Raw genomic sequence first — 24573 nt, forward strand, 5'->3', positions numbered from 1 at the left:
GTATGAGGCTGATTCTGTTGGGACCGCCGGGCGCCGGCAAGGGCACGCAAGCGAACTTCATCAAGGAGAAATTCGCCATTCCGCAGATCTCCACCGGCGACATGCTGCGGGCTGCGGTCAAGGCCGGCACGCCGCTCGGCATCGAGGCCAAGAAGGTGATGGACTCGGGTGGCCTGGTGTCCGACGACATCATCATCGGCCTGGTCAAGGATCGTCTGCAGCAGGACGACTGCAAGTCCGGCTACATGTTCGACGGTTTTCCGCGCACCATTCCGCAGGCCGACGCGATGAAGGACGCCGGCGTGAAGATCGATTTCGTGCTCGAGATCGACGTGCCGGACAGCGAAATCGTCGAGCGCATGAGCGGGCGCCGCGCGCACCTCCCCTCGGGGCGCACCTACCATGTCAAGTACAACCCGCCCAAAGTCGAGGGCAAGGACGACGTGACCGGCGAGGATCTGGTCCAGCGTGATGACGACAAGGAAGAGACGGTCAAGAAGCGTCTCGACGTCTATCATGCGCAGACCAAGCCCCTGGTCGAGTATTACAGCAAGTGGGCGGACTCCGGGGCGGCCGATGCGCCCAAGGTGCGCAAGATCGCAGGGCTCGGTGCCGTCGACGAAATTACCGCACGCGCTTTTGAAGCCCTGAAGTAAGCATTTCACCGTTGTGCTCGACGCGGTCGGTGCCGTCATGCGGTGCCGACCGCGTCTTTGTTTGTGAGCGGTGCCCCGAATGCCGCTTGTAGCCAGGAAATGCGTTCCATGAATCTGCTCTACGCGCAGTCCGGTGGCGTCACTGCCGTCATCAACGCCAGTGCCGCCGGCGTGATCGAGGCCGCGCGCGCTCGACCCGACCGTGTTCACCGGGTGCTGGCGGCACGTCACGGCATCCTCGGCGTGCTCGCGGAGGAGTTGTACGACACGGCCGCGCTCGACACCGCTGCTCTCGCGCATACGCCGGGCGGCGCGTTCGGTTCCTGCCGCTTCGATCTGCCGGTCGAGGACGAACAGCCGGCGCTCTACGACCGCCTGTTCGCGGTGCTCGACGCCCACCGCATCGGCGCCCTGCTCTATAACGGCGGCAATGGCTCGATGGAACTGATCGGCCGGCTTTCCGCCGCCGCCCGGCGCCGTTCGTACCCTCTGGTGTGTGTCGGCGTGCCGAAGACCGTGGACAACGACATCGAAGGCACCGACTGTTGCCCCGGCTACGGTTCCGCGGCCAAATATCTGGCGACCTCGATGCGCGAGGCCGGGCTCGATGTGGCCGCCATGGCAGGCCGCAAAGGCAGTCTGTTCGTCATGGAAGTGATGGGACGCAACGTCGGCTGGCTGGCAGCGGCCACGGCCCTGGCCGCCCGCCATCCCGACGAGGCCCCGCATATCGTGCTGCTTCCCGAAGTGGCGTTCGACGAGACCGCCTTCCTCTCCCGGGTGCAGGAGGTGGTCGAGCGCCTCGGCTATTGCGCCGTGACCGTAGCCGAAGGAATCCGGCGCGCGGACGGGACGCTGGTGATGGAGCAGGGCCGCGATGCCAGGGGTCACGTCCAGCTCGGCGGTGCCGGCGAGTCGATCGCCCGGCTGGTGTATGACCGGTTTGGCTACAAACATCATTACGCAAGTCCCGACTATCTCCAGCGCGCGGCCGGGCACTGGGTTTCCGCGACGGATCACGCGCAGGCACTGGCCGTCGGGCGCGCCGCAGTCGACTTTGCGCTCGCCGGACGCGACGGTGCGATGGCCTCGATCAGGCGTTTGAGCGACGCTCCCTATGCCTGGGATGTGGTCCCGGTCGACGCCTTCGGGGTCGCCAATCTCGAGCGCCGGGTGCCGAGGGCGTTCATCGCCGCGGACGGCATGCAGGTGAGCGCGGCAGGCAGAAACTACCTGCGCCCGTTGATCGCCGGCGAGATTGCCGTTCCCTGCGTTGACGGATTGCCCGATCATTTCGTCCTCGACCGCCCGCTGTTGGCGAAAATGCTCACGCCCTACACGGGCTGAGGCGTGATCGGGCGCTGGCGTCGCGCCATCGGGTTCGGTGGCGATCGATTGGTCGATACATTGCGGAGGTGTGGTCATGAGCCTGGTTGCTGCTTGCCGGACCCTGCTGCTGGCAGTGTTGACGGCGCCGTCGCTGCTTGCGGCCCAGAGTCCCGCCCAGCCCGAGGCATCGACCGGTTTTCATCCGCGGCCCGCGGTCATTGCGCGCCACGCCATGGTCGTGACCGCCAACCGCCATGCCAGCGAAGCGGCGTTGTCAGTCCTGCGCCGCGGGGGCAATGCCGCCGATGCCGCGGTGGCCGCTGCGCTGGTGCTTGCCGTGGTCGAGCCCCAGTCGTCCGGCCTGGGAGGGGGTGGGTTTCTGCTTCATTTCGATGCCGCACGCGCCAGGGTGACGGCCTGGGACGGCCGTGAGACCGCGCCGGTAGCGGTCGACGATGCGCTCTTCATCGACGAAGCGGGCACGCCGGCAAGCTTTCACGCCGCGGCAATTGGCGGCCGTGCCGTGGGGGTGCCCGGGTTGCCGCTGCTGCTGGCGCAGGCGCATCGACGTCATGGCCGCCTGCCGTGGGCGACCCTGTTCGAATCCGCGGTTCGCCTGGCCGACGAAGGGTTTCCGGTGTCGCCGCGGCTGCATGCGCTGATCGCCCGCGACCGCTTCCTCGACGCCGATGAACGGGCCCGTCGGGTGTTTCATGACGCTGCGGGGGCGCCGCTTGCGGTGGGTGCGCGCTTGCGCAATCCCGAGCTGGCGGCGGTGCTCCGCCGCCTCGCCGCCGAAGGCGTCGAGGGCTTCTATCGCGGCGACATCGCGGCCGACATCGTGCGTACGGTGGGCGCTTCGCCCAATCCTGGTCACCTGTCGGAAGCGGACTTCGAGCGCTATCGGGTGATCGAGCGCGAGGCCCTGTGTGGCACCTATCGTGGCTGGCGGATCTGTGGCATGCCGCCGCCCAGTTCCGGCGGCGGAACGGTGCTGGCGATGCTGGGGCTGTTGTCGCGCTTTGCGCTGGACGAAATCGACCCCGACAGCGCCTTTGCCGCTCACCTGTTCGCCGAAGCGGGGCGCTTGGCCTATGCCGACCGCGACGCCTGGTACGGTGACCCGCGCGCGATGCCGGTAGCGCCGGCCCGCTTGCTCGACTCCGCTTACCTTGCGCGTCGCGCGCTGCGGATCCAGCTCGATTCGAGCATGGGCACGGCGGCGGCCGGCGAGCCGACGAAGCGCGCTGCGGCGAACGGATTGGCCAGCCCGGAGCTGGCCGCCACCACCCACCTTTCCATCGTCGATGCGCAAGGGAACGCGGTAGCGCTCACGGCGTCGATCGAGGATGCGTTCGGCAGCCGGCGTATGGTGCGTGGCATGCTGCTCAACAATCAGCTGACCGATTTTTCCTTCGCGCCGAACACGGAACGCGGTCCCCATCCCAACCGGGTCGGCCCCGGCAAGCGCCCGCGCAGTTCGATGGCGCCGACTCTGGTGTTCGCCGCCGATGGCCGGCTCCATGCGGTGCTCGGCTCTCCGGGCGGCAGTGCGATCATCAATTACGTGGCGAGTGCAGTGCTTGGCCTGATCGACTGGCGGATGGCGCCGGATGCGCTGCTGCTGCGGCCCCATGTCGGCAGTCGCAACGGGCCGACCGAAGTCGAGAATTCGGCCGCCGGTCGCGACCTGGCCGCGCGCCTCGGTCTGTTCGGCCACCAGACGGCACTGCGCGACCTGACCAGTGGCATCAGTCTGGTGGTGCGCACGCCACAGGGCTGGGCGGGGGCGGCCGACCCCCGGCGCGAGGGCGTGGCCGCGGGATACTGATCAGCGCTCGACGGCAGGGTTCAGGCTGTAGGTGCCGGTGAGGGTGGCTTCGGCCAGCACATGACCGGCGATCGCGGCCCGCACCTCGGGACCGCCAAAGCGCCCCTCGACCGCGCAGCGCCCGATGTCGAGCGCATACAGCGTAAACACGTAGTGGTGCAGCAGCGCGTCATTCCATGGCGGGCAGGGGCCGTCGTAGCCGTGGTAGTCGCCGCCCATCGATTCGTCGCCGGCAAACCACTCGGTGAAGTTGTTGACGCCCTGGCGGGTGCCGTAGGCGGCATCCGGCCCTGGTTTGCCGCCGGGGGTCACCTCGCCGGAAAAGCTGGCGGCCGCGATCTCGTCCATGTTCGCCGGGATGTCCACCAGCACCCAGTGGAAGAAATCGACCCGCGGCAGGCTGGCCGGCACGGTGCGTCCCTCCTGGTTCACGTCGTCGCCCCGGCTCGGGACGTCCGGGTCGTGGCAGATCAGCACGAACGAACGGGTGCCGTCGGGCACATCCGACCACGTCAGATGAGGATTACGGTTGGCGCCGAGGCAGGCATGGCCTTCGGTGGCCGGGATGCAGAACGCGAACTCGCCGGCGATGCGGCCGCCGTTCGTGATGCTATGGCTGCTCAGTTTCATGGCGGATCTCCTCCGGGGTGATGGACTGTTCTGATTCTAGCGACACATGCGGCCGAGTACAGTTCATCGGTACGGATTCTCAGCCGGCCGCCCGGCGACGAAAATCGCGGGGGCGAAACCCGAGCGCAAGCAGGGTGGCGAAGTAGGCGAGGGCACCGGCCACAACCACTGCGGCCAGCCACGCGACCCGTTCGAGGCCGCTGCGAGCCAGCCAGACCGCCTCGGCGTGGGCGCCGAACCACAGCACGCTACCCATCACGACCAGTGCGGCGATCAGCTTCAGCCAGAAGCGACCCCATCCCGGCTGCGGCATATAGACCCCGCGCCGGCGCAGGCCGTGGTACAGCAGGGTGGCGTTGAGGCACGCCGCGAGGCCGATCGACAGCGCCAACCCGGCATGGCGCAAGGGTACGATGAAAGCGAGGTTCATCAACTGGGTCGCTGCCAGCGTCACCAGCGCGATCTTCACCGGGGTGCGGATATCCTGGCGGGCGTAGAAGCCGGGGGCGAGCACCTTTACCAGGATCATGCCGGTCAGTCCGACGCTGTACGCCAGCAGCGCATTGCGGGTCTGAAATACGTCGTTCGCGGCGAAGGCGCCATAGTGAAACAGGGTGGTGATCAGCGGGACCGACAGCATTGCGAGCCCGAGTGCGGCTGGCAGGGTGAGCATCAGGGTCAGGCGCAGCCCCCAGTCCAGTAAGGACGAGAATGCGTGCGGGTCCTGGTCGGCGTGCAGTTTCGACAGGCTCGGCAGCAGGATGGTGCCCAGCGCCACGCCCAGCAGCCCAGCCGGGAATTCCATCAGCCGGTCGGCGTAATACAGCCACGAGACGCTACCACTTTGAAGGAAGGAGGCGAAGATGGTATTGATCAGCAGCGAGATCTGGCTCACCGAGACGCCGAGGATGGCCGGGGCCATCAGCTTCAGGATGCGGCGCACCCCGGGATCGGACCAGTCCACCCGGAATCGCGGCAGCATGCCGATCTTCAGCAGCGGGCGGATCTGCAGCGCAAGCTGCAGCACGCCGCCGATGAACACCGCCCACGCCAGTGCCAGCACCGGCGGATCGAACCATGGGGCGGCGAACAGCGCCATGCCGATGAAGGAAAGATTGAGCAGCACCGGGGTGAATGCCGGAATCGCGAACCGGCTCCAGGTGTTCAGGATGCCCCCGGCGAGTGCCACCAGGGCCATGAACAGGATATAGGGGAAGGTGATGCGGGTCAGTTCGACGGTGAGCGCGAACTTGTCTGCGTCGGCCGAGAATCCGGGCGCGGAGACGTGGATGATCAGCGGCGCGCCGATCACGCCCAACAGCGCCACCGCCGCGACCACCAGCCCGAGCAGGGTGGCGACGCGGTCGACCAGATGGCGGGTAGTCTCGGTGCCCTGCTTGTTCTTGTACTCGGCGAGGATGGGAACGAAGGCCTGCGAAAACGCGCCCTCCGCAAACATTCGGCGCAGCAGGTTGGGCAGACGGAAGGCAACGAAGAAGGCGTCGGTCGCCATGCCGGCGCCAAAGGCACGTGCAATGACGAAGTCGCGGACAAAGCCGAGAATGCGTGACAGCAGGGTCATGCCGCTCACGGTGGCGAGGGCGCGCAGCAGGTTCATGCGGAAGGGATTGCGCGGGATCAAAGGCGGCATGATAGCCGGCCCCGGCACCGGCGCGGCACTTTATGCGCGCCTTTTGCTTGCATCTATCGTGCTTAGTGGTTAAAATCGCGGGCTTCATAGAACCACCAATCTAACGGGAATCATATTTATGGCCAACTCGGCACAAGCTCGCAAGCGCGCACGTCAGGCGACCAAGGCCCGCGCCCACAACGCCAGCCTGCGTTCGCGTCTGCGTACTGCGATCAAGGCCGTGCGCAAGGCCGTCGTAGGCGGTGACAAGACTGCTGCGCAGTCGGTCTTCCGCATCTCGATGAGCACCATCGACAGCATCGCCGACAAGAAGATCATCCACAAGAACAAGGCTGCTCGCCACAAGAGCCGTCTGTCTGCTGCCGTCAAGGCAATGGCGGTCTGATTGAGCGGGTGATGCTGCGGCCCGTGCGGGCCGCGTGAAACAAGCGGCGACTTCGTGGTCGCCGTTTTTTTTATGCCGGCGTTCGTGATACAGCCGCCGTGGGGTGGACTTCAGTCCGCCGCAGATCATGCGAGCACCAGTGCGAAGCCCGGCACCTGTGGCCAACTGGGCGGCCCCGCGGGGGAGCGTTCATCGGGTTTCGGGCAGGTTTCAATCCGCCGCAGGAGATGGTTCGGGTGCCAGTGCCGGGTTGGGCGTATGCGGCCGACTGAAGTCGACCCTACGGGCGGACCTGGTGACGCTCGATGACCTGGTTCAGAACTGATCGTCGCTGATCGGCTCCATCTGCAGCCCATTGTCATTGGCAAAATTCACCATGAATTTGTACGCAAGGGGCTCGATGTCGTAAAGACGGGCATCGACCATGACTGTCTTCTGGCCCGTGAGGGTGCAGCCGGGGCGCACGTAGGGAGAGTACGTCATGCGGCAATCGGCGCCGAACGCCGACATGATGCCGCATAGCCGGTCCGCCCAGTCGCTGGGACGAAACGTTTTTCCTTCCCTCGTCACCCCGATGATGACAAAGCTCTCGATCTTCTGGTTCATGTGTCACGCCATGTCGGCTACGGGGGGTGGTGGCTGGCCGGTTTTGCCGGGCGCCGCTCGAGACGGGGCGGATTCTAGCAGAATTCAACGGCGTTGACCGCGGAGCGGGGGACGGTCAAGCGCCCGCCGATATGTACATTTGCCCCTGTTTTGGCTTAAGATCCACCCTCGTTCCTGCACGGCGGCATCTGCCGCCGTGCGCGTTTTTGGTCCATCCTGATCGGGGTTTTCCATGTCCCATGTCATGAACACCTACGCCAGATTGCCAGTGGCATTCACCCACGGCGACGGCGTCTGGCTCCACGACGAAACGGGCAAGCGCTATCTGGATGCGCTTTCTGGTATCGCGGTATCCACCCTCGGGCACAATCACCCGCGCCTGGTCCGTGCCATTTCGCAGCAGGCCTCGCGCGTAATGCACACCTCCAATCTGTACCGGATTCCGCTGCAGGAGCGGCTTGCCGACCGACTGACGGAAGTGTCAGGCATGGACGAGGTTTTCTTCTGCAACTCCGGTTGCGAGGCGAACGAAGCGGCAATCAAGCTTGCCCGTTTCCATGGGCACCGGAAGGGCGTCGAACTGCCCACGATCGTGGTGATGGAAAACGCCTTTCATGGCCGCACCATGGCGACCCTGTCGGCCACCGGCAACCGCAAGGCGCAGGCCGGTTTCGAGCCGCTGGTGTCGGGATTCGTGCGGGTTCCGTACAAGGACATCGCGGCCATCCGTCATCTGGCCGAGCACAACCACAACGTGGTTGCAGTAATGCTCGAAATGATCCAGGGCGAGGGCGGCATCAACATCGCCGACGACGCATTCCAGCGCGAACTGCGCGCGCTGTGCGACGAGCGGGGCTGGCTGATGATCTGCGACGAGGTGCAGTGCGGGCTTGGCCGCACCGGACGCTGGTTCGGCTGGCAGCATGCGGACGTGCGTCCCGACGTGATGACGCTGGCGAAGGGGCTGGGCTCGGGCGTGCCGATCGGCGCCTGCCTGACCTCCGGCCGTGCCGCCGGCTTGTTCGGACACGGCAATCATGGCTCGACCTTCGGCGGCAATCCGCTGGCCTGCGCGGCGGCGCTGGCGACGCTCGACACGATTGCCGACGATGGACTGATGGACAAGGCCGTTCAGGTCGGCGACGAGATTCGCAGCGGCCTGGCCGAGGCGCTCAAGGGCGTACGCGGCGTGGTCGATATCCGCGGACGCGGGCTGATGATCGGCGTCGAACTCGATCGTCCGTGCGGCGAACTGGTGACGCGCGGTCTCGATGCGGGACTGCTGATCAACGTGACGGCCGAGCGCGTGGTGCGTCTTCTGCCGCCGCTGATTTTTACCAGCGTCGATGCGCGGGCTCTGGTCGATGCGCTCGCACCGCTGATTCGCGACTTCCTGTCGCAGTGACGGCAAAGGCGATCTGCCCATGACTTCACCCAGACACTATCTTCAGTTCAAGGATTTCTCCGCGGACGAGTACGCGTATCTGTTCGGGCGTGCCAAGTGGATCAAGGACAAGTTCAAGAACTACGAGCCGTATCATCCGATGTTCGACCGCACGTTGGTGATGATCTTCGAAAAGGCCAGCACCCGCACCCGGCTGTCGTTCGAGGCCGGGATGCAGCAGCTCGGCGGCTCGGCCATCTACCTCAATACCCGCGACTCCCAACTGGGGCGCGGCGAGCCGGTCGAGGACGCGGCGCAGGTGATCTCGCGGATGAGCGATCTCGTCATGATCCGCACCTTCGAGCAGGAGATCATCGAGCGCTTCGCGGCCAATTCCCGGGTGCCGCTGATCAACGGGCTGACAAACGAATATCATCCGTGCCAGATTCTGGCCGACATCTACACCTTCATCGAGCACCGCGGCAGCATCAAGGGCAAGACCGTGGCCTGGGTGGGGGATTCGAACAATGTGTGCAACACCTGGCTGCAGGCGGCCGAGGTGCTGGACTTCAATGTTCATGTGTCGACCCCGCCGGGCTACGAAGTCGAGCCCGAGCGCGCCGGCCTGTACGGCACCGCCAACTTCGAACAGTTCGCCGATCCGCTCGAGGCATGCAAGGGCGCCCACCTGGTGACCACCGACGTGTGGACCTCGATGGGCTTCGAGGCCGAGAACGAAGAGCGGATGAAGGCCTTTGCCGACTGGTGCGTCGATGCCGAGATGATGTCGGTGGCCGCGGCCGACGCGGTCTTCATGCACTGCCTGCCGGCGCACCGTGGCGAAGAAGTGACTGCCGAGGTGATCGACGGCCCGCAGTCGGTGGTGTGGGACGAGGCGGAGAATCGCCTGCATGCGCAAAAGGCATTGATGGAATATCTCGTACTCGGTCGCGTCGGGGACGAAGGCGCAAACTGACTGACGCGAAACTGCTGCTAACCGCCGGACGCCCACGAAGCGACCCGGCACCAAGACTGGACAAGACGATGAGCGATGTGAAGAAAGCAGTGCTCGCCTACTCGGGCGGGCTGGATACCTCGGTAATTCTCAAATGGCTGCAGGACACCTACCAGTGCGAGGTGGTTACCTTCACCGCCGACCTCGGTCAGGGCGAAGAGCTCGAGCCTGCGCGCCAGAAGGCGCTCAAGTTCGGCATCAAGCCGGAGAACATCTTCATCGACGACCTGCGCGAAGAGTTCGTCCGCGACTTCGTGTTCCCGATGTTCCGCTGCAACACCGTGTACGAGGGTGAATACCTGCTCGGCACCTCCATCGCCCGGCCGCTGATCGCCAAGCGCCAGATCGACATCGCCCGCGCCACCGGCGCCGACGCCGTGTCGCACGGCGCCACCGGCAAGGGTAACGACCAGGTCCGCTTCGAACTGGGCTACTACGCACTCATGCCCGGCATCAAGGTCATCGCGCCGTGGCGCGAGTGGGACCTGCTGTCGCGCGAGAAGCTGCTCGCCTATGCCGAAAAGGCCGGCATCCCGATCGAGATGAAGCACAAGCAGGGCGGTTCGCCCTACTCGATGGACGCCAACCTGCTGCACATCTCGTTCGAAGGTCGTCACCTCGAGAACCCGGCTGCCGAGGCCGAGGAAGACATGTGGCGGTGGACGGTGTCACCCGAAGCCGCACCCGATGCGGCCGAATACATCGACCTCGAGTTCGAGAAAGGGGACGTGGTCGCGATCAACGGCAGCCGCCTCAAGGCCCATGAAGTGCTGGCCAAACTCAACGAACTGGGCGGCAAGCACGGCGTCGGCCGGCTCGACCTTGTGGAAAACCGCTATGTCGGCATGAAGAGCCGCGGCTGCTACGAGACCCCGGGCGGCACCATCCTGCTCAAGGCCCATCGCGCCATCGAATCGATCACGCTCGACCGTGAAGTCGCCCACCTCAAGGACGACCTCATGCCGCGCTACGCGAGCATGATCTACAACGGCTACTGGTGGAGTCCCGAGCGCCTGGCACTGCAGGCGCTGATCGACAATACCCAGCAGACCGTCAATGGCTGGGTGCGGATCAAGCTCTATAAGGGCAACGTCATCGTCACCGGACGCGACTCGAAAACCGATTCGCTGTTCGACCCGACGATCGCCACCTTCGAGGACGACCAGGGCGCCTACAATCAAAAGGACGCACACGGCTTCATCCGCCTCAACGCACTGCGCATGCGCATCGCGGCCAACGCCAAGGCCAGGCGCGGCTGACCCCCGCCCGCCGCTGGCGGGTACATTCGGAACACCGGTGATGGACAAGGACGTACTGATTTTCGGATTGACGATTGCAGAGTTCGAGGAGATTTCCCTCACCGTCTGCCTGACCGCGTTGATCCTTTACATGCTGTTCATCATCGGTAACCTGGCCCGCGAATCCAAGGCCGGCAAGTACGGAACCGTGTGGATGTTTCTCGCGCTCGGGCTGGGCTTTGTCGGCTTCGTCGCCAAGGGCTTCATCCAGAAAATCATGGGTATCGAATAAGGAACCAGGCTTTCATGAGCATCACCGAAAAGCTCGACGGCGTGGCCGTCACCACCAAGGCCAATGTCTATTTCGACGGCAAGTGCGTCAGCCACAGCGTGCGTTTTGCCGACGGCACCGGCAAGTCGGTCGGCGTCATCCTGCCGGCAACACTCACCTTCAACACCGGCGCGCCGGAAGTCATGGAGGGCGTGGCCGGCAGCTGCCGTGTGCGCCTGAAAGGCGAAGCGGAGTGGAAGACCTATGGTGCCGGCGAGTCCTACGACGTACCGGGCAACTCGAGCTTCGACATCGAGGTGTCGGGCGAGCCGTATCACTACATCTGCCATTTCGGCTGATCATCCAAGCGAGGCCCGTCATGCCGTCTTTCGACATCATGTCCGAGGTCGACCAGCCGTCGCTGCGCAATGCGATCGAGGTCACCAACAGCAAGATTACCGGTCGCCACGATTTCAAGGGCACCAGCGCCAAGGTCGATCTGGGCGACAAGCTCATCACCCTGTGGGGCGACAGCGATTTTCAGCTCGACCAGATGAAGGCCATTCTGCTGCCCGAGATGACCAAGAAGAAGGTCGACGTGCGGTGCCTCGATTACGGCGACGTGCAGAAGATCTCCGGCAACAAGGTCAAGCAGGAAATCAAGGTCCGGGTCGGCGTGGAGCAGGATCTGGCCAAGAAGGTCGTCAAGCTGATCAAGGACAGCAAGATGAAAGTCCAGGTCGCCATCCAGGGCGACGCGGTGCGCGTCACCGGCGCCAAGCGCGACATCCTGCAGGATGCCATCGCATTGGTGAAAAAGGACGTGACCGATTTCCCGCTCCAGTTCGGCAATTTCCGGGACTGAAGGGCGCCGACCGGGATGAGCACGACTCAAGTTCTGCGGGAAGCGGCCGTTAACCCGGCGTGACCGAGTGCTTCACCCGGTCGTGGAAGGAGTTTCGTTCATGGACGTGTCATCGATCGCTGCAGCCGCCAGCGCAAACTCGGCCAACCAGTTGCGCGAGCAGGTTTCGATCGCGGTCCTGAAGATGGCGCTCGACATCCAGCAGCAGGGCGCGCTGCAGTTGCTCGAAGCCTTGCCGCAACCTGCACCTGCGCCGGTCGGTAGCGTGGGTGGGGTGATCGATACCTACGCCTGAGCGGAGCAGCTGCCGACCAGGTGGCTCGCCGGTGCCGTCTCCGGCTGGGCCTGGCCGAAGTAGCCCTCGGTGTGGATCATGTCCTCGCGCGCACCCAATGATCTCGCCACGGCTACGCATGCGGCCACGAAGTCCGGATTGCCGGCCACAAACACGCTGTGCTGTGACAGATCCTTGAATGCCTGTGGCAACACATCGGGCAGGCGTCCATGCAGGTAGCCGTCACGCGTTTCGCGGGTCAGGCTGGGCTTGTAGCTGAAGTTGCGGTGCTTGGTTTCCCAGAAGCGCATCAAGCCGGAGTCGTACAGGTCGTCCACCGTGCGTGCAGAGAACATCAAGGTCACGGGCTTGCGATAGCCGCGGCGTAGTGCGGCCTCGGTCAACGCCAGAATCGGTGCCAGGCCCGAGCCGGAAGCCATGCACAGCACCGGCGAGTCCACCGCGAGGTCGCCGATGAAGGTGCCGTAAGGGCCGGAGAGCTTCACCACGTCGCCCAGCCGGACGTCGTCGTGCGCCCAGCGGCTGGTCTTGCCATCGTCCACTCGGGTGATCTGCAGTACCACTTCGCCATCCACCCGCGGCGCGTTGGCGATTGAATAGCAGCGTGCGGGTGCGCCGGCGCGCTCGTCGCCCAGGGTCACGTATTGCCCCGGCCAGTAGCGCATCACCTGACCGACCGGGCGCAGATGCAACTCGATGATGTGGGGCGTGCGGGCAATGCGGTCAACCAATACGAAGCGCTGATCTTCGCGTGGCGGAAACAGCTTGGGTTTGGCGTCCTCCGTGCCCCACTCGATAACCAGCTCCGGTGACAGCGGCTTGGCCATGCACATCAGGCCGTAGCCCTGCTTGCGCTCCTCCTGCGACAAGGCCATGTCGAGCACCATGCCCTGGTCGAAATGGCCGGACAGCACCTTTACCTTGCATTCGCCGCAGGCGCCGGCGCGGCAGTTGTTGGGCAGCGCATAGCCGGCGCGTTCGAGGGCGCCGAGCACGGTGTCGCTGCCCTGGCATTCGACTTCGCGGCCGGAGGGGTGGAGTTTGATCTTCTGCATGGGGGGCTCGTTTTCTTATGGATGACGCCGACCAAAAGGAACAGGTGGATGCTGCCGTGCATCCACCTGCCGTTACCGTCAGAACACAGGAATGATGTCTTCCATATCGACGTCGGTAATCTCCTGCCCCGAAATTCCTACCTCGGGAATCGCGGGGAAGGGAATCTCGTAACGGTCGAGCACGCCCTTCAGGTTCAGCATCGCGTTCTTCCAGTTCTCCTTCTTGGCCTCGTAGCTCGGCACCCCGAAACCTGCGCCGCGCGCGACTTCCTCGCCTTCGCGCTGGTTGTCGATGAAGTCTTCGGGCAGGTCCCAGAACTCCATCGGCGGCTCGAACAGCACGGCGGACAGGAACAGGTAGCCAGCGCGGATCTGCTTGGTCACGATCGCCTTGTCCTCCGGTGGCAGCTTCGGGTAATCGCGTTCCATCAGCGCCATGCAGATCGCCATGTGACGGCCCTCATCGCGGCCGATGTTGCGGAAGGCTTCCTTGAACACCAGTTCACGCGAGTTCTCGTGCATCTGCTTGAAGATCGTCGCCGCCGCAATTTCGCCCATCAGGAAGGACGAGAACAACACCGCCAGCGAGTACTTCGGCACCGCCTTCTTGTAGCCCGTCCAGTAGCGGCCGCCGTTGTAATACAGCCACTTGGCGTTCTTCTGCAGGCGTTTGCCGAGTTCGGTCTTCGGCTCGTAGGTGATCGGGTCCGGATGGCCGAGGAATTTTGTGATCGCCAGGCCGCACATCTGCTCGTGGTTCTGCTCGTCGCGGGTCACCGAAAAGAAGCAGCGGCGCACCGGGTCTTCCTCGTGCACTTCATAGGTCTTGACGAAGGCCTCGGCAAAGACCGGAGGCGCGGAGGCGTCGAACACCGACAGCAGCGTCCACCAGTAGGCAATCGCCTCGCGTTCTTCCCAGCTGTAAGAGTCTACATCCAGCGTGTCCCACGGCAGTTTTTTCGGATCCCAGTTCTCGCGCTGGGCCGCATCCCACACTTCTTCCATCTTTGCGGTCTGCGCGTTCCACGACAACGGATAGACGTTCGGTTGCTCGGTGGCGGGCGGGAACTCCATCGTCAGCGCCAGCTTCTCGTTCTTTGCCATGCATGTCTCCTCTTTCTATTGGTCTGATGGCAGCGGGGCTGCACCAGATGAAAGATGAGGCAGGACCGGGGTGGAGTAGTTGACCTGGATCAAGTAATAGATAAATTGATTGACCGGTCGGTCAATAATGCGGCTTCAGTCCTGTCTGCGACCAAGTCCAGTGATCCGGCGAGCGCTTTCTCACGGCCGGTCATGAAAAACGCCCTCGTCTGCAGCCGATCAACTTGCTACAAAGGGACCAGGGTCTCTTCTCACTCACCACGGCGTCGCGATCATGGAAAACAACAACATACTACCCACCTCGTTGGCAGGTCCCACCGACCGCCTCATTGCATGCTACCCGCACCTTGCGCCGATCACATCGACATGGGGCTCGCGCCAGTGTCGTGACTTCCTCGCCGCGCTCACGATGGATACGCGTGACGGCCAGCGCAAGGGATTTCCGCCCGAGCACGCCAGCACGATCTTCCGTCTGCTCCTTGCGCACGATGACGCGTATCCGGCGTTCGAGGTGAAGACCACCACGAAGTGGTATGAGCTGTCCTGATCAGGGATACGACATCCCGTCAGTCGGGCCGAGCCAGGGTTGAGTTGCCCCGCGTCAGCCCGGACCCGACGATAAAAAAGGGGGGGCGAGCATCCTTAGAGTACTCGACCCCCTTCAGCCCATCACCCGACCCGATCGGCTCAGCGCTGCATCAACTCCCGCCACGACATGCGCCGGATGGTGGCGCCCGATACCGGGGTCGGGAAATTCTCGGTGACCGTGGTGGCGTCGGACTTCCGGATGATGACCTTGATCTGGCCGCTCGGTAGCTTGATCAGGATCGGACGGCTCGCCAATGCGTTGCCAAGGAATTTCGACGAGAAGGTCGAGTTCGGAATTGCACCTCCGGTCTTGTAGTCGAAAAAGTTCAGGAAGCTGCTTCCGCCCGGCGCACACGGATCCGTGCTCGGAATGTTCGAGGTAAAGGCCAGAACCCCGAACTGCAGCACCGGGTCGTTGTTGATGCGCTCTCCCGATAGCGGAAGATCGACGTACCACCCTTTCTTGGTCGCATAGTCCACGGTATCGGAGGTAAGCGAGCGCAATCCGTTGGACACACTCCCCAGCGTCTGTTGTTGCAGGCTGTTGCGCAAAGGGGTGATTTCCGGCGACGAAGTCTCATCGTCGATCAGGCCATAGACGGTCTGCGTCTGCGACGCATGGGTGTTTGCACCTGCGGTGCCCGGAATATCCGAATCGCCCAGATAACGCCCGGTGCCGACGTAAACGAAGCGCTTGTCGGCACCGCTGATCTCCACTTCGGTGAGCGAGGGCGCCGTGGTGATCGGCTGGTAGTTCCCCGCGGAATCAACCAGGGTCGCAAGTTTGCTGACCGTCCAGTTGTTCGAGGCATTGGCCGTGAAGTCGAAACGCCACAGATTGCCCAGCAGATCGCCGCCATAGACATATTCGACGGTGGCATCGACCGAGGCATTGTCGACATAGGCTGACAGATGGGTCAGTCCGCTCGGATCTGCCGACGTACCGACGTTGGTGGTGAAGCGATGTACCACCGCACCGGTGGCCGGATTCAGCAGGAACAAATACCCCTTTCCGTCGCCGGCGGTCAGGGCGCCGTTGTCGTATCCGGAGCTGACCATCACGTACCACGTCGAGCCGATCTTGGCCACTACCGGACGTCCGAAGCTATAGCCGACATTCGCTTTATCGGTGGCGCTGGTGGAACCATTGGGGAACTCCCACAACACCTTGGCCGCGAGGGCGGTTTCGTCGCTGGCGGTCGGGGTGGTCAGATCCAGTGCGTAGAAGCCTTTTCCACCTTTTCCGAGTCCACCGACAGCGATCGTACGCCAGTCGGTGCCCGAGCCGGTCGCGCCGGTGACCTGCTTGAAGTCGACATCGGCAAGGGTCGGCGCCGCATCGATGAAGTATTTGTGGGTAAAGCCGGCCGTGCGGGTGAGGACGTTGAGATTGCCCTCCTGGATGACCAGATTGGGAATATAGGCCCACTCCTCCGCACCGCTTGCCGCGTTGAACGCATGCAGCATGCCGTCGTTCGCGCCCTGGAGCACGAGCTTGGTCCGGGTTGCCGTGGTGCCTTTGTAGACGCTGTAACCAGTGTCGAAATAATCGTTGAACGATTCGCGGAACACGGTCGGTTCGGCGTTGATCATGTCGCCGAGCAGATGAACGCGGGTTCGATACAGGGTCCCTTCGTTGGTGCGCTCACCGCGAAGGAATCCGATCACGTTGTCGGCGTCGGTCGCGGACGGCGAGTTCAGCAGGGCTTTTTGCGCGGAGCTGAGGCCGGAGCTGGTGAACGCACGGCCCTGACCGGTGCCCGAACTGCCGCTGTAAGTGGCGATGCGACGCGGATTGGTGCTCAAGTCGCGGGCGTCCAGTTGCAGCTTGGGCGCCGGGTTCCAGATCGGCGCGTTGAAATTGGTATTGCCCGTCGTGGTATCCAGGGGGTAGGCGAACAGGTCTCCGGTCCAGCTCCCCGAGTTATAGGTCGTGGCGTATGAGGCATTGTCCGTCGTGGTCACGTTCGGGTTCGATACTGCGACCGCCGCAGCCGCACCGTCCTTGCTGACAATGGAGTCCACCACGGCCTGGATGCTCTGTCGTGCGGTGTCCGTATCCGTGGCCGAGAACATCGCGCCGCGACCGTTCAGGGTGGCGTGCCAAAGGTCATCGATCGACGAGGGCGAGCGCGCGGCACTGTTCGGATCGATCCACGTCGGAGCATTGGTGAAGGGATCCTGGGTAATGGCGGCGTCGGCCCCGAAAATAAACCCTGTGGTGCCCAGGCCCAAGGCATAGGTGTTCATGTGCAGATTCGGATTCTTGTCTGCATTCGGGCCGACGTCGTACTGATTGACCGGCACCTTTCCGGCCGGCAGAGTGGGCCGCAGGTTTTCAGTGAAGTACTTCATCGCGATGTCGGACAGCGTGCCGTTGAAGCTGTCCTGATAGGGATGGGTGACCGTGGCGCCGGTCGTGCTGTACTGGCGGTTGTAGGGATACACCGAGTAATCGGTTTGTCCGTCGTAGTTTGCGGGCGTGGTCAGGTCGGACGGCGAATTCGCTGCGAAACCGTCGGTGAGCACAAAGGCCGCGTTGAACTGGCACTCGTACTGTATCGGTGCATTTGCATCGGAGCGCATGAACTGCTGGCCGGCGTGATCGAGGGCGTTGCGGGTCGGCGTGCTACCCGTCCCCTGGGTGTTGTAGAAGCTGTACAGCAGGCGCTTCTCGTTGCTGGCATCGGTGCTTGAGCTGAAATCGTACATCGTCACGTCGGTGAGACCGTTCAGCCGGAACATCCCCGCACGAATGTCGTCCATTCCGTCGAATACCCCGCCGATGGCGGCGTTCATCAGCAGGTGGCGCTTGCGATAGTAAACGAACCAGTTGGCGAAGTTCTGGATCTCGTCGGCATAGGAGCGCCCGCTCGGGAAGCTGTTCCCGCTCTTGATTTCATAGCGCTTGAGCCGGCTGCCGTCCGGCCCGGTGAAAGTGCCGGTGCTGTCGGGATGATAGAAGGTGGCCGGGTAGTAGGTGATTTCGACGTCCCACGGTCCGTCGGTCACGACAGTGTCGGTGGTCACGTCTTCCCAGGTGGTCCCGTTCAAGCGCCGGGCGCCTGCCGGAACGGTCATGCCGTTGAACATCCTGAACGTGTAGTTCGCCAGATTCGATGTCCGGTCTGCGGTCAGGTCGAATGCATTGCCGCCCTTCAGTGGATGGCTCGCCGCGGTTGCCGCAGTCGCACCGACAAAAGTGACCGGATTCGTACCATCATGCGCGGCCGGCCATGGGGAGTAGGTCTTTGCGGTGTCGTAGTAGGCGGAGTTGTATTTGGCGCTGCGCAGCCATGCAAACTCTGCGGTGGGTGCTATGGCGTAGTGGGCATCGCCTTCGTCGGGATAGATCCGGTTTCCCGTTCCCGTGTCATTGGGAAAGAGATAGACGAACTTCTTCCAGGTGGCGTTCGCAATACCCGCCTGATTGAAGTTGATCACGCCCGCGGCAGTCTGGTCGAGCGAATCGCGGCCAACGAAGCTCTGGTCGCCGGTGTGCCACCACAGCGCGCCGTCGCTGGTGGGCAACAGGACTTCGAAGTCCATACTGCCCGAGTCATCGAGGGCGAAGATCAGGTTGGGACTAACCGTGTTCCGTGCCGCCATCGGCACGTCTGCAAGGTCCATCGACCAGGCGGGAGTGGCCGAGATGGACAGCGCACACATCATGGCGAGGATGCGATGCCAGCGTGGCCGGGTGTCGATTGTGGAATGCATGGTGCGGATTCCTTTGGTGCTCGGCATGATCAGAAGTCGGGGGGGCCGGTCAGGATCGACTGGATGAAAGTCTCGGTCGAGCGCGGTCCGCGAACGCGGACGGTCACCCGGTAATAGACCGTGTCGGAGGTGGAGAACTTGGTCACCGGGCGTCCGCTTACCCCCTTCTCGCCGCCTTCGGTGAGCGGCACGTCGGCCAGGCACTTGCCGGCGATGTCGGTCACCGGCGCCGGGCCGTGGCACTGGCGGTCGATGACGTACTGGATTTGGTAGCCGGCAGGGATGGAACCGCCGGAAAGCGCCGGCACGCTGTCCCACAGGATCGCGGTTCCGACCGCCGGTCCGGATGCGGGCCAGTTGTACAGATTGGTCGGGACGCCGATCGAGTTCGTCTTCAGCATGGTCGGGTGGTAGTTGCGGCAGGCGTTCGACGTGCAGCTGCTCCCGAAGCTCCAGGTCGTCTCTGCGGCCCCGGTCAGGATCGACGACTGCAGCGCGGTGGCCGCCGACTCGATGCCAATGTCGCCGATCTGCAGGGTGGACTGCTTGAACGCGAGATTGCCGGCGATGACATTGGCGGTATCGACTGTCCGTACCAGTGCGATCGATGCGATCGTCATTGCGACTAGCATGATGAGGGTGATGAACAGCGCAACACCGCGTTGTTTGTAGGGTGCGTTCATTACGGAATGTTCCAGATCGGGTTGCGCAAGGGGATGACGGACTCGAACACGCGATAACGATAACGTCGGTCATCGTTGGTGAAGTTCAGTGTGTTTGCGGTGCCACCCTCCCACCAGGAGACACTCGCCGTGTCGTAGTCCTTGTCGAAATGGCTCGCGCGGACGACCAGCGCAACGCGGACGGCAATAACGTTGTTCGGCAGTACCGAACCCCAGGTCACGCTGGCGTCGTCGTGCGCGATGAAGTTGCCGGCCCCGTCGCTGTCGGTATCGTCGAGGATGCCGTCACCATTGAGGTCGAGCCCGTACTGCGCGCGCAGTGCGACCACGCCATACACCAGGTCGACGGGCGCTGCGCTGCCACCAGTAAGCGGAGTCAGGTTGGCGACCCGCAGTACGTCAGTCGCGCTGTTGAGCGAGTACTGATAGGCCTCCATCTGACCGAACATGGAGAGCGTGCCGCCGCCCGTGGCACTGAATCCATTGTTGGTAAAGAAGGTGGCGGCTTGAGTGGAGTTGTAGGGGGCCTGGGTCCCCGAGTTGTGCTGCACCTTGTTCGGGTTAACCTGCGCCTGGGTGATCTGGATGACGACGCAGTTGCCGCCCTGGTTGATCACTGCGAGCGGACGGTTGGCGCTGGTCGATGCCTCGTATGCCATATCGAAGCCAACGGCGTTTTCGACGTCGAGTTCGGCGGAAGCGAGGTTCCATGCCTCGATGCCGGTCTTGAACACGCTCAGGCTGTCGGTGCTGGTCATCAGGGTGATCGTCTGATCGCTGCCATTGGCGGTGATCTCCACCGGCAGGCCCGACAAGGTCATCGTCGTCGGCGTGTAGTTCTCGTTGTAGATCAGGATGCCGTTACACCCCATGGAAGACAGTCCGAGGCCGGCATTGCGCACGTCACGCTCGATCGACACCACCGCAATCTGGCCGTTGATCTGGGTGTCGGCGGTCGCGCTGGTCAGGCGCTTTCGGCCTTCGGTGTTGGCGAACAGATTGAGCATCACGGTCACCGCGATCATCCCGACCACCATGCCGACCATGATCTCGATCAGGCTGATGCCTGCCTGTAGCCCGCCGGATGGCGGCAGATAGCGAAGTTTCGTTAGCATCTTCATGTTCGAACTCGCTTAGCTGTTGAGCCGGACCTGGGCGGTCGTCGTGTGGCAGTGCTGGTCGGCGGCTGGTGCCTGCCAGCACACCGTTATCGAAACGAGGCCGGCGGTCGCATCGAGTACGTTCACCGCCCCGGTACCCGCGGGCAGGGTGGCGGCGACCTTGGTACGCCAGGCTGATACCTTGGAACTGATCGTGCCCGAGGTACTGAAGCTGCTGAGTACGCCGCTCACCGCGACGTTGCTGGTCCACATCTGGGCGATCAACTGGTCGGTGAGCAGCGCAGCATCGGCGCGGTATTTCGACTCTCCGCTATTGCGCGCCGCGGTGGCCTGCAGACCGACGATGCCGAGCACGCCGATGGAAAAGATGACCAGCGAGACCAGAACCTCGAGGAGGGTTCCGCCTCTTTGCGCACTGCGGGTCTGATTGGTGCGAGCTTCGGTGCTCATGGGCAGGCCCTCGGGTCGCTTGTGTCGGAAACCTGTGGATCGCACATCCGGATCAGCCCGCCGGACGTCGCGCGAACCTCGAGACGGCGGTGATCGCTAGCGGTCCCGGTGCTGTGATTGACGACGATCCGGGTGATCGGGCTGGCGCCGCTGACCCTGCCCAATCCGTTGAACACGATCGAAGTGCCGCCGGTTGCAGCAACGGTGATGCCTTGCGCAGCTTCGGCCGACGTCCATTTCTGGACGATCTTCGGGTCGGACGTCGTTGCCGCGCTGGTGTCGGTGGCGGCGGCCGGTGCGACACCGCACGCGCCGGCGGGGCTGCCGCGGGCCACGACCCATGAAGTACCGGAGGTGGACAGCGCGCACGAACTGGTGAGCGAATTCACCAGGTCGAAACGGATCGTGGTGTTGCGCCGGATGGCTTCGGTGCGGGCAAGGTTGAGCCCGGACACGATGGATTCCGCTGCAGCCCGGATGCGGCTGTTCTGGATCCACTGCGTATAGCTCGGGAAGCCCATGACGATGAGAATGCCAAGCACCGTGATCGCGACCATCAGTTCGATCAGCGACAGGCCGGTTTGGTTGGATCGGGGGGCAATCAACTGCATCCGCCACCTCTCCGCACCACCCAGCACGTCGTGCTCGTGCCCCAGCCCGTTTGCGCCGCGGTGGTGGCGCGCACATTCGCCTGGGTGATGGTATAGGTGAAGCCGGCGGTCGGTCCCCCGGTGGTACCCGTTGCGGTCGCGACAAAATCCTGACCGGTTGTGGTGGCGCAGGTCATCGTGAAGAAGCTGCCCGTCGGGTTGGTGATGCCGCAGGTGGGCGAGGTACCGTAGTTGCGGTTGTCCTGATAGTACTGCTCCAGCCGGACTCTCATGTCGGACAGCGTAGTCGTGGCCTCGACCAGCCGGCCGCGCATGACGTAGTCGTTGTAGGCAGGCAGGGCGACGGCGGCGAGAATTCCGATGATCGCAACGGTGATCATGAGTTCGATCAGGGTGAATCCGTTTGCGGTCGGGCGGGGTCTGATGTGTTTCACGGGGCGCTCTCGAGGTTTTCCATGCGGTCACGATACGTTGGCCGATCGCGCGTGACATCAGGGGCTCGACGAACGGCGTGAAGTATGTGATAACCGGGCGGTCTGCAAAAGGGCGGAGGCGCCAGGTGTCGAAGTGGAGAATCGTGTTCGGGTTCGTGTTCGGATCTGCGGTGTGGGCTGCCCCGGGTGTCGCGCTTGCCACCGAGGTGGCGCTTGCCGGCGTATTCCGCACCAAGGCCGTACTGGTGATCAACGGCGGTCAGCCCAAAACGCTGTCGGTCGGTCAGCGCACCGGAGAGGGTGTGGTGCTGCTGGCGGTTGATGGGGACACCGCGGTGGTCGACGTGAACGGCGTGCGCGAGCGCCTGCGCCTCGGGGAGCGGGTGGTTCGGGGAGTGTCCGGCGGTGGACAGGACTTGTACCTCGAGGCCGATGGGCGCGGGCATTTCGTGACCACCGGGCTCGTCAATGGCGTAGCGGTCCAGTTTCTGGTCGATACCGGCGCAACCCTGGTATCGATCGGCATGTCCGACGCCCGCCGCATGGGCATCGACGTTACCCGCGGCGAACCGGGGATGAGCCAGACTGCGAATGGAACCACGCGTGTCTGGCGGGTCAAGCTCGACTCGATCAAGGTCGGCCAGGTGGTCCTTCACGGGGTGGATGCGGCGGTCCATGCGAATGATCTTCCGATCGCCCTGCTCGGCATGAGCTTCCTGAACCGGATGGAAATGAATCGCGAAGGGAGTCGCCTGGTGCTCAAGAAGCGTTTCTGATATTGCGGCTGATACGGCAGCGTGTAGTGAGGGGCAGGAACCAGCCGCGCTCGATGCGCGGCCAAGTTCATGATGGTGTTGGTTGATCGGGCAGGGGTTTGCGAAGTGTCGTCAGTACTGGATGTTCTTGCAGGAGAGTTCAGGTCGAGGCTGAGTTCGGCGAGGTCGCTGCCGTCGGCGTCCGACTGGCCGGGAATGGAGCTCGGATCCTCGCACATGCCGGCGGCGGTCCTCGTTCCGCTGGTCCTGCGTGACGCGATGCCCTCGGTGCTGCTTACCCGCCGCACCGACCACCTTCACCACCACCCCGGACAGATCAGCTTTCCCGGTGGCCGGGTGGAGGCGGGTGATGCTTCGCCGGTGGCGACGGCGTTACGCGAGACGCAGGAGGAGATCGGTCTGGCTGCCGATCGGGTCGAACTGCTCGGCGCGCTGCCCGACTACTTCACCGGCACCGGCTTCCGGGTGACGCCGGTGGTGGGGCTGGTGCATCCGCCGTTCGAGCTGGTCCTGGATACGTTCGAAGTGGCCGAAGCCTTCGAGGTGCCGCTGGCGCATTTTCTCGATCCGGCCAACCACTTGCGCCACAGCCTGGAGGTGGAGGGGCGGACGCGGCACTTCCATGCGATGCCGTACGGCGACTACTACATCTGGGGGGCGACGGCGGGAATGTTGATGTCGCTGTATCAGGTGCTCAAGGGCGAGGGCTGAACCGCAGGGCGGGCACCTCGATTGGGGCGTTCGCGCACCTTTTGCAGCCCGTAACATGATCTTCAGCGTGCGCTCCGGTCGGATCGTGCCGTGACTCGGGTTGACGTTTGCATGCCGGCGGAGGGATTGACCCGGGTCGCGTGCCAATTCTGCCGTGCCTTTGTGGTATCTTGGTTGCAAACAATCAGATGCCCTGATTTCCCCATCCTTTCCGAATACGCATGACGCTTTTTTCGCTGATCATTGCCCTGCTGATCGAGCAGGTCCGGCCGCTTCCGGTACAGCAGTTCGTGGTTGCGCCGCTGAGCAGGCTTTCCGCCGCCCTCGCGCATCGCTTCAATGATGGTCAGGCCCGCAACGGGCGGATCGCGTGGTTGTTGATCGTCGTGCTGGGCACCGTCGCGTGCGCGGTGGCGTACTTCCTGTTGTGGCATCTGCATCCGCTGCTCGCGTTTGCGTTCAACATCGTCGTGCTCTATTTCACCATGGGTTTCCGGCAGGAGAGTCATTTCTTCACCGATATCCACCTTGCATTGCGCATGGGCGAGCTCGAGCGGGCGCGGTCGCTGCTGGCCGAGTGGCGCGGTGGCCAGTACTATGAAGCGAGTTCGAGCGAGGTGGCGCGGCTGGCCATCGAACAGGCGCTGGTGGCAGCGCACCGCAATGTGTTCGGGGTGGCGTTCTGGTTCGTGCTGCTGCCGGGGCCGAGCGGAGCGCTGATGTATCGGCTGGCACGCTTCTTCGACGAAGAGTGGGGCGCGCGCAGCGACGTGGAGTTTGGTGAGTTCGGGCGCTTTGCGCGCCAAGCTTTTGCGGTGATCGACTGGCTGCCGGCGCGGCTGACCGCGGCCTCGTTCTCGGTGGCGGGCGACTTCGAAGATGCGGTGTTTTGCTGGCGTACGCAGGCGATGCTGTGGCCCGACAAGGGCTCCGCTATACTGATTGCAAGCGGTGCAGGTGCGCTCGGGGTGCGGTTGGGAATGCCGGTGCACATCTCGGGCGAGATTGTCGATCGGCCCGAGATGGGGCTGGGCGACGAAGCCGATGCAGATTACATGCAGAGCACGGTCGGGCTCGTGTGGCGAGCCCTGGTCGTGTGTTTGTTGTTGCTTGCCTTGCTGGGTCTGGCTGGCTGGGTGGGCGGTTAATTTTTCGAGGAGGGTG

Annotated in this window: 26 protein-coding genes; 15 read left to right on the forward strand and 11 right to left on the reverse strand. The window is 63.6% G+C overall.

Going from position 1 to position 24573, the window contains the following annotated elements:
* Nucleotides 1–2: 2 nt before the first annotated feature.
* The 3 genes from adk to ggt all read left to right on the forward strand — a co-directional run bounded on the left by adk (nucleotide 3) and on the right by ggt (nucleotide 3816).
* A complete protein-coding gene (gene adk / locus AC3A35_RS06835) occupies nucleotides 3–656 on the forward strand; it encodes an adenylate kinase (protein ID WP_487435221.1) in 654 nt (217 codons plus the stop codon).
* Nucleotides 657–755: 99 nt separating this feature from the next.
* Nucleotides 756–2003, forward strand: a complete 1248-nt coding sequence (locus AC3A35_RS06840; RefSeq protein ID WP_487435223.1) for a 6-phosphofructokinase — start codon at nucleotides 756–758, stop codon at nucleotides 2001–2003.
* A 76-nt stretch (nucleotides 2004–2079) separates the two neighbouring features.
* The gene (gene ggt / locus AC3A35_RS06845) at nucleotides 2080–3816 is read left to right on the forward strand and encodes a gamma-glutamyltransferase (RefSeq protein ID WP_487435224.1); all 1737 of its coding nucleotides are present in this window, start codon (nucleotides 2080–2082) and stop codon (nucleotides 3814–3816) included.
* Here the strand turns inward: ggt and AC3A35_RS06850 are convergent, their stop codons facing one another.
* Entirely contained in the window at nucleotides 3817–4446 is a 630-nt protein-coding gene (locus AC3A35_RS06850; protein WP_487435225.1) for a YbhB/YbcL family Raf kinase inhibitor-like protein, read from the reverse strand.
* 79 nt (nucleotides 4447–4525) lie between these two features.
* Entirely contained in the window at nucleotides 4526–6064 is a 1539-nt protein-coding gene (gene murJ, locus AC3A35_RS06855; protein WP_487435378.1) for a murein biosynthesis integral membrane protein MurJ, read from the reverse strand.
* Nucleotides 6065–6215: 151 nt separating this feature from the next.
* On the opposite strand from murJ, the gene rpsT reads away from it, so the two are divergent.
* Nucleotides 6216–6482, forward strand: a complete 267-nt coding sequence (gene rpsT / locus AC3A35_RS06860) for a 30S ribosomal protein S20 (RefSeq protein WP_487435226.1) — start codon at nucleotides 6216–6218, stop codon at nucleotides 6480–6482.
* Between the two features lie 315 nt (nucleotides 6483–6797).
* On the opposite strand, the gene AC3A35_RS06865 is transcribed toward rpsT, so the two are convergent.
* Entirely contained in the window at nucleotides 6798–7088 is a 291-nt protein-coding gene (locus AC3A35_RS06865; RefSeq protein WP_487435228.1) for a DUF3579 domain-containing protein, read from the reverse strand.
* Between the two features lie 232 nt (nucleotides 7089–7320).
* On the opposite strand from AC3A35_RS06865, the gene AC3A35_RS06870 reads away from it, so the two are divergent.
* The 7 genes from AC3A35_RS06870 (at nucleotide 7321) to AC3A35_RS06900 (ending at nucleotide 12156) form a co-directional block, all read left to right on the forward strand.
* The gene (locus AC3A35_RS06870; protein ID WP_487435229.1) at nucleotides 7321–8493 is read left to right on the forward strand and encodes an acetylornithine/succinylornithine family transaminase; all 1173 of its coding nucleotides are present in this window, start codon (nucleotides 7321–7323) and stop codon (nucleotides 8491–8493) included.
* Between the two features lie 19 nt (nucleotides 8494–8512).
* Entirely contained in the window at nucleotides 8513–9448 is a 936-nt protein-coding gene (gene argF, locus AC3A35_RS06875) for an ornithine carbamoyltransferase (protein WP_487435230.1), read from the forward strand.
* Between the two features lie 68 nt (nucleotides 9449–9516).
* Entirely contained in the window at nucleotides 9517–10746 is a 1230-nt protein-coding gene (locus AC3A35_RS06880) for an argininosuccinate synthase (RefSeq protein WP_487435231.1), read from the forward strand.
* Nucleotides 10747–10786: 40 nt separating this feature from the next.
* Nucleotides 10787–11017, forward strand: coding sequence for a DUF2788 domain-containing protein (locus tag AC3A35_RS06885; RefSeq protein ID WP_487435232.1), 231 nt, complete (start codon nucleotides 10787–10789; stop codon nucleotides 11015–11017).
* Between the two features lie 14 nt (nucleotides 11018–11031).
* Nucleotides 11032–11355 carry a pyrimidine/purine nucleoside phosphorylase gene (ppnP, locus tag AC3A35_RS06890; RefSeq protein ID WP_487435233.1) on the forward strand — a complete coding sequence of 108 codons (324 nt, stop codon included), beginning with the start codon at nucleotides 11032–11034 and terminating at the stop codon, nucleotides 11353–11355.
* 20 nt (nucleotides 11356–11375) lie between these two features.
* Nucleotides 11376–11861 (forward strand): YajQ family cyclic di-GMP-binding protein, encoded by a 486-nt coding sequence (locus tag AC3A35_RS06895; protein WP_487435234.1) that lies wholly within the window; start codon nucleotides 11376–11378, stop codon nucleotides 11859–11861.
* 100 nt (nucleotides 11862–11961) lie between these two features.
* Nucleotides 11962–12156, forward strand: coding sequence for a YjfB family protein (locus AC3A35_RS06900; RefSeq protein WP_487435235.1), 195 nt, complete (start codon nucleotides 11962–11964; stop codon nucleotides 12154–12156).
* Here AC3A35_RS06900 and AC3A35_RS06905 read toward each other — a convergent pair.
* Nucleotides 12147–13211 (reverse strand): 2Fe-2S iron-sulfur cluster-binding protein, encoded by a 1065-nt coding sequence (locus AC3A35_RS06905; protein ID WP_487435236.1) that lies wholly within the window; start codon nucleotides 13209–13211, stop codon nucleotides 12147–12149. The two genes, AC3A35_RS06900 and AC3A35_RS06905, sit on opposite strands and share 10 nt — an antisense overlap.
* Nucleotides 13212–13289: 78 nt before the next feature.
* Nucleotides 13290–14315, reverse strand: a complete 1026-nt coding sequence (locus AC3A35_RS06910; RefSeq protein ID WP_487435237.1) for a hypothetical protein — start codon at nucleotides 14313–14315, stop codon at nucleotides 13290–13292.
* Nucleotides 14316–14589: 274 nt separating this feature from the next.
* On the opposite strand from AC3A35_RS06910, the gene AC3A35_RS06915 reads away from it, so the two are divergent.
* Nucleotides 14590–14862, forward strand: a complete 273-nt coding sequence (locus tag AC3A35_RS06915; protein WP_487435239.1) for a hypothetical protein — start codon at nucleotides 14590–14592, stop codon at nucleotides 14860–14862.
* A 140-nt stretch (nucleotides 14863–15002) separates the two neighbouring features.
* Here the strand turns inward: AC3A35_RS06915 and AC3A35_RS06920 are convergent, their stop codons facing one another.
* From AC3A35_RS06920 to AC3A35_RS06945, 6 genes are read right to left on the reverse strand one after another with little or no spacing between them, the layout of a single operon-like run.
* The gene (locus AC3A35_RS06920) at nucleotides 15003–18623 is read right to left on the reverse strand and encodes a pilus assembly protein (RefSeq protein ID WP_487435240.1); all 3621 of its coding nucleotides are present in this window, start codon (nucleotides 18621–18623) and stop codon (nucleotides 15003–15005) included.
* A gap of 29 nt (nucleotides 18624–18652) precedes the next feature.
* Nucleotides 18653–19306, reverse strand: a complete 654-nt coding sequence (locus AC3A35_RS06925; protein ID WP_487435241.1) for a pilus assembly PilX family protein — start codon at nucleotides 19304–19306, stop codon at nucleotides 18653–18655.
* On the reverse strand, nucleotides 19306–20427 hold the full coding sequence (locus AC3A35_RS06930) for a PilW family protein (protein WP_487435242.1): 1122 nt from the start codon (nucleotides 20425–20427) through the stop codon (nucleotides 19306–19308). The genes AC3A35_RS06925 and AC3A35_RS06930 overlap by 1 nt, the downstream gene beginning before the upstream one ends.
* Nucleotides 20428–20439: 12 nt before the next feature.
* Nucleotides 20440–20877: a type IV pilus modification PilV family protein gene (locus AC3A35_RS06935; RefSeq protein ID WP_487435244.1), complete on the reverse strand. Its 438-nt coding sequence runs from the start codon at nucleotides 20875–20877 to the stop codon at nucleotides 20440–20442.
* Complete coding sequence (locus AC3A35_RS06940; protein ID WP_487435245.1) at nucleotides 20874–21488, reverse strand: GspH/FimT family pseudopilin; 615 nt, start codon at nucleotides 21486–21488, stop codon at nucleotides 20874–20876. The genes AC3A35_RS06935 and AC3A35_RS06940 overlap by 4 nt, the downstream gene beginning before the upstream one ends.
* Nucleotides 21479–21922, reverse strand: a complete 444-nt coding sequence (locus tag AC3A35_RS06945; RefSeq protein WP_487435246.1) for a type IV pilin protein — start codon at nucleotides 21920–21922, stop codon at nucleotides 21479–21481. Before AC3A35_RS06945 ends, AC3A35_RS06940 begins: the two co-directional genes overlap by 10 nt.
* Before the next feature lie 125 nt (nucleotides 21923–22047).
* Between AC3A35_RS06945 and AC3A35_RS06950 the strand changes: the two genes are divergently transcribed.
* From AC3A35_RS06950 to AC3A35_RS06960, 3 genes are all read left to right on the forward strand, one after another.
* Nucleotides 22048–22698: a TIGR02281 family clan AA aspartic protease gene (locus tag AC3A35_RS06950; protein ID WP_487435247.1), complete on the forward strand. Its 651-nt coding sequence runs from the start codon at nucleotides 22048–22050 to the stop codon at nucleotides 22696–22698.
* A gap of 216 nt (nucleotides 22699–22914) precedes the next feature.
* Complete coding sequence (locus AC3A35_RS06955; protein ID WP_487435248.1) at nucleotides 22915–23409, forward strand: CoA pyrophosphatase; 495 nt, start codon at nucleotides 22915–22917, stop codon at nucleotides 23407–23409.
* 221 nt (nucleotides 23410–23630) lie between these two features.
* Entirely contained in the window at nucleotides 23631–24557 is a 927-nt protein-coding gene (locus AC3A35_RS06960; protein ID WP_487435249.1) for a CobD/CbiB family protein, read from the forward strand.
* Nucleotides 24558–24573 lie beyond the last annotated feature (16 nt).

It is taken from the genome of Azoarcus sp. Soil_N_20, from assembly GCF_057656155.1.

Bases quoted from the DNA above. Each gene is read 5' to 3' on its own strand.
- ggt (WP_487435224.1), top strand. From the start codon at position 2,080: ATGAGCCTGGTTGCTGCTTGCCGGACCCTGCTGCTGGCAGTGTTGACG.
- AC3A35_RS06930 (WP_487435242.1), bottom strand. From the start codon at position 20,427: ATGAAGATGCTAACGAAACTTCGCTATCTGCCGCCATCCGGCGGGCTA.
- AC3A35_RS06925 (WP_487435241.1), bottom strand. From the start codon at position 19,306: ATGAACGCACCCTACAAACAACGCGGTGTTGCGCTGTTCATCACCCTC.
- AC3A35_RS06900 (WP_487435235.1), top strand. From the start codon at position 11,962: ATGGACGTGTCATCGATCGCTGCAGCCGCCAGCGCAAACTCGGCCAAC.
- AC3A35_RS06940 (WP_487435245.1), bottom strand. From the start codon at position 21,488: ATGCAGTTGATTGCCCCCCGATCCAACCAAACCGGCCTGTCGCTGATC.
- rpsT (WP_487435226.1), top strand. From the start codon at position 6,216: ATGGCCAACTCGGCACAAGCTCGCAAGCGCGCACGTCAGGCGACCAAG.
- AC3A35_RS06865 (WP_487435228.1), bottom strand. From the start codon at position 7,088: ATGAACCAGAAGATCGAGAGCTTTGTCATCATCGGGGTGACGAGGGAA.
- AC3A35_RS06905 (WP_487435236.1), bottom strand. From the start codon at position 13,211: ATGCAGAAGATCAAACTCCACCCCTCCGGCCGCGAAGTCGAATGCCAG.
- argF (WP_487435230.1), top strand. From the start codon at position 8,513: ATGACTTCACCCAGACACTATCTTCAGTTCAAGGATTTCTCCGCGGAC.
- AC3A35_RS06955 (WP_487435248.1), top strand. From the start codon at position 22,915: ATGCCGGCGGCGGTCCTCGTTCCGCTGGTCCTGCGTGACGCGATGCCC.
- AC3A35_RS06935 (WP_487435244.1), bottom strand. From the start codon at position 20,877: ATGAGCACCGAAGCTCGCACCAATCAGACCCGCAGTGCGCAAAGAGGC.
- adk (WP_487435221.1), top strand. From the start codon at position 3: ATGAGGCTGATTCTGTTGGGACCGCCGGGCGCCGGCAAGGGCACGCAA.
- AC3A35_RS06910 (WP_487435237.1), bottom strand. From the start codon at position 14,315: ATGGCAAAGAACGAGAAGCTGGCGCTGACGATGGAGTTCCCGCCCGCC.
- AC3A35_RS06840 (WP_487435223.1), top strand. From the start codon at position 756: ATGCGTTCCATGAATCTGCTCTACGCGCAGTCCGGTGGCGTCACTGCC.
- ppnP (WP_487435233.1), top strand. From the start codon at position 11,032: ATGAGCATCACCGAAAAGCTCGACGGCGTGGCCGTCACCACCAAGGCC.
- AC3A35_RS06850 (WP_487435225.1), bottom strand. From the start codon at position 4,446: ATGAAACTGAGCAGCCATAGCATCACGAACGGCGGCCGCATCGCCGGC.
- murJ (WP_487435378.1), bottom strand. From the start codon at position 6,064: ATGAACCTGCTGCGCGCCCTCGCCACCGTGAGCGGCATGACCCTGCTG.
- AC3A35_RS06880 (WP_487435231.1), top strand. From the start codon at position 9,517: ATGAGCGATGTGAAGAAAGCAGTGCTCGCCTACTCGGGCGGGCTGGAT.
- AC3A35_RS06915 (WP_487435239.1), top strand. From the start codon at position 14,590: ATGGAAAACAACAACATACTACCCACCTCGTTGGCAGGTCCCACCGAC.
- AC3A35_RS06885 (WP_487435232.1), top strand. From the start codon at position 10,787: ATGGACAAGGACGTACTGATTTTCGGATTGACGATTGCAGAGTTCGAG.
- AC3A35_RS06960 (WP_487435249.1), top strand. From the start codon at position 23,631: ATGACGCTTTTTTCGCTGATCATTGCCCTGCTGATCGAGCAGGTCCGG.
- AC3A35_RS06870 (WP_487435229.1), top strand. From the start codon at position 7,321: ATGTCCCATGTCATGAACACCTACGCCAGATTGCCAGTGGCATTCACC.
- AC3A35_RS06895 (WP_487435234.1), top strand. From the start codon at position 11,376: ATGCCGTCTTTCGACATCATGTCCGAGGTCGACCAGCCGTCGCTGCGC.
- AC3A35_RS06920 (WP_487435240.1), bottom strand. From the start codon at position 18,623: ATGCATTCCACAATCGACACCCGGCCACGCTGGCATCGCATCCTCGCC.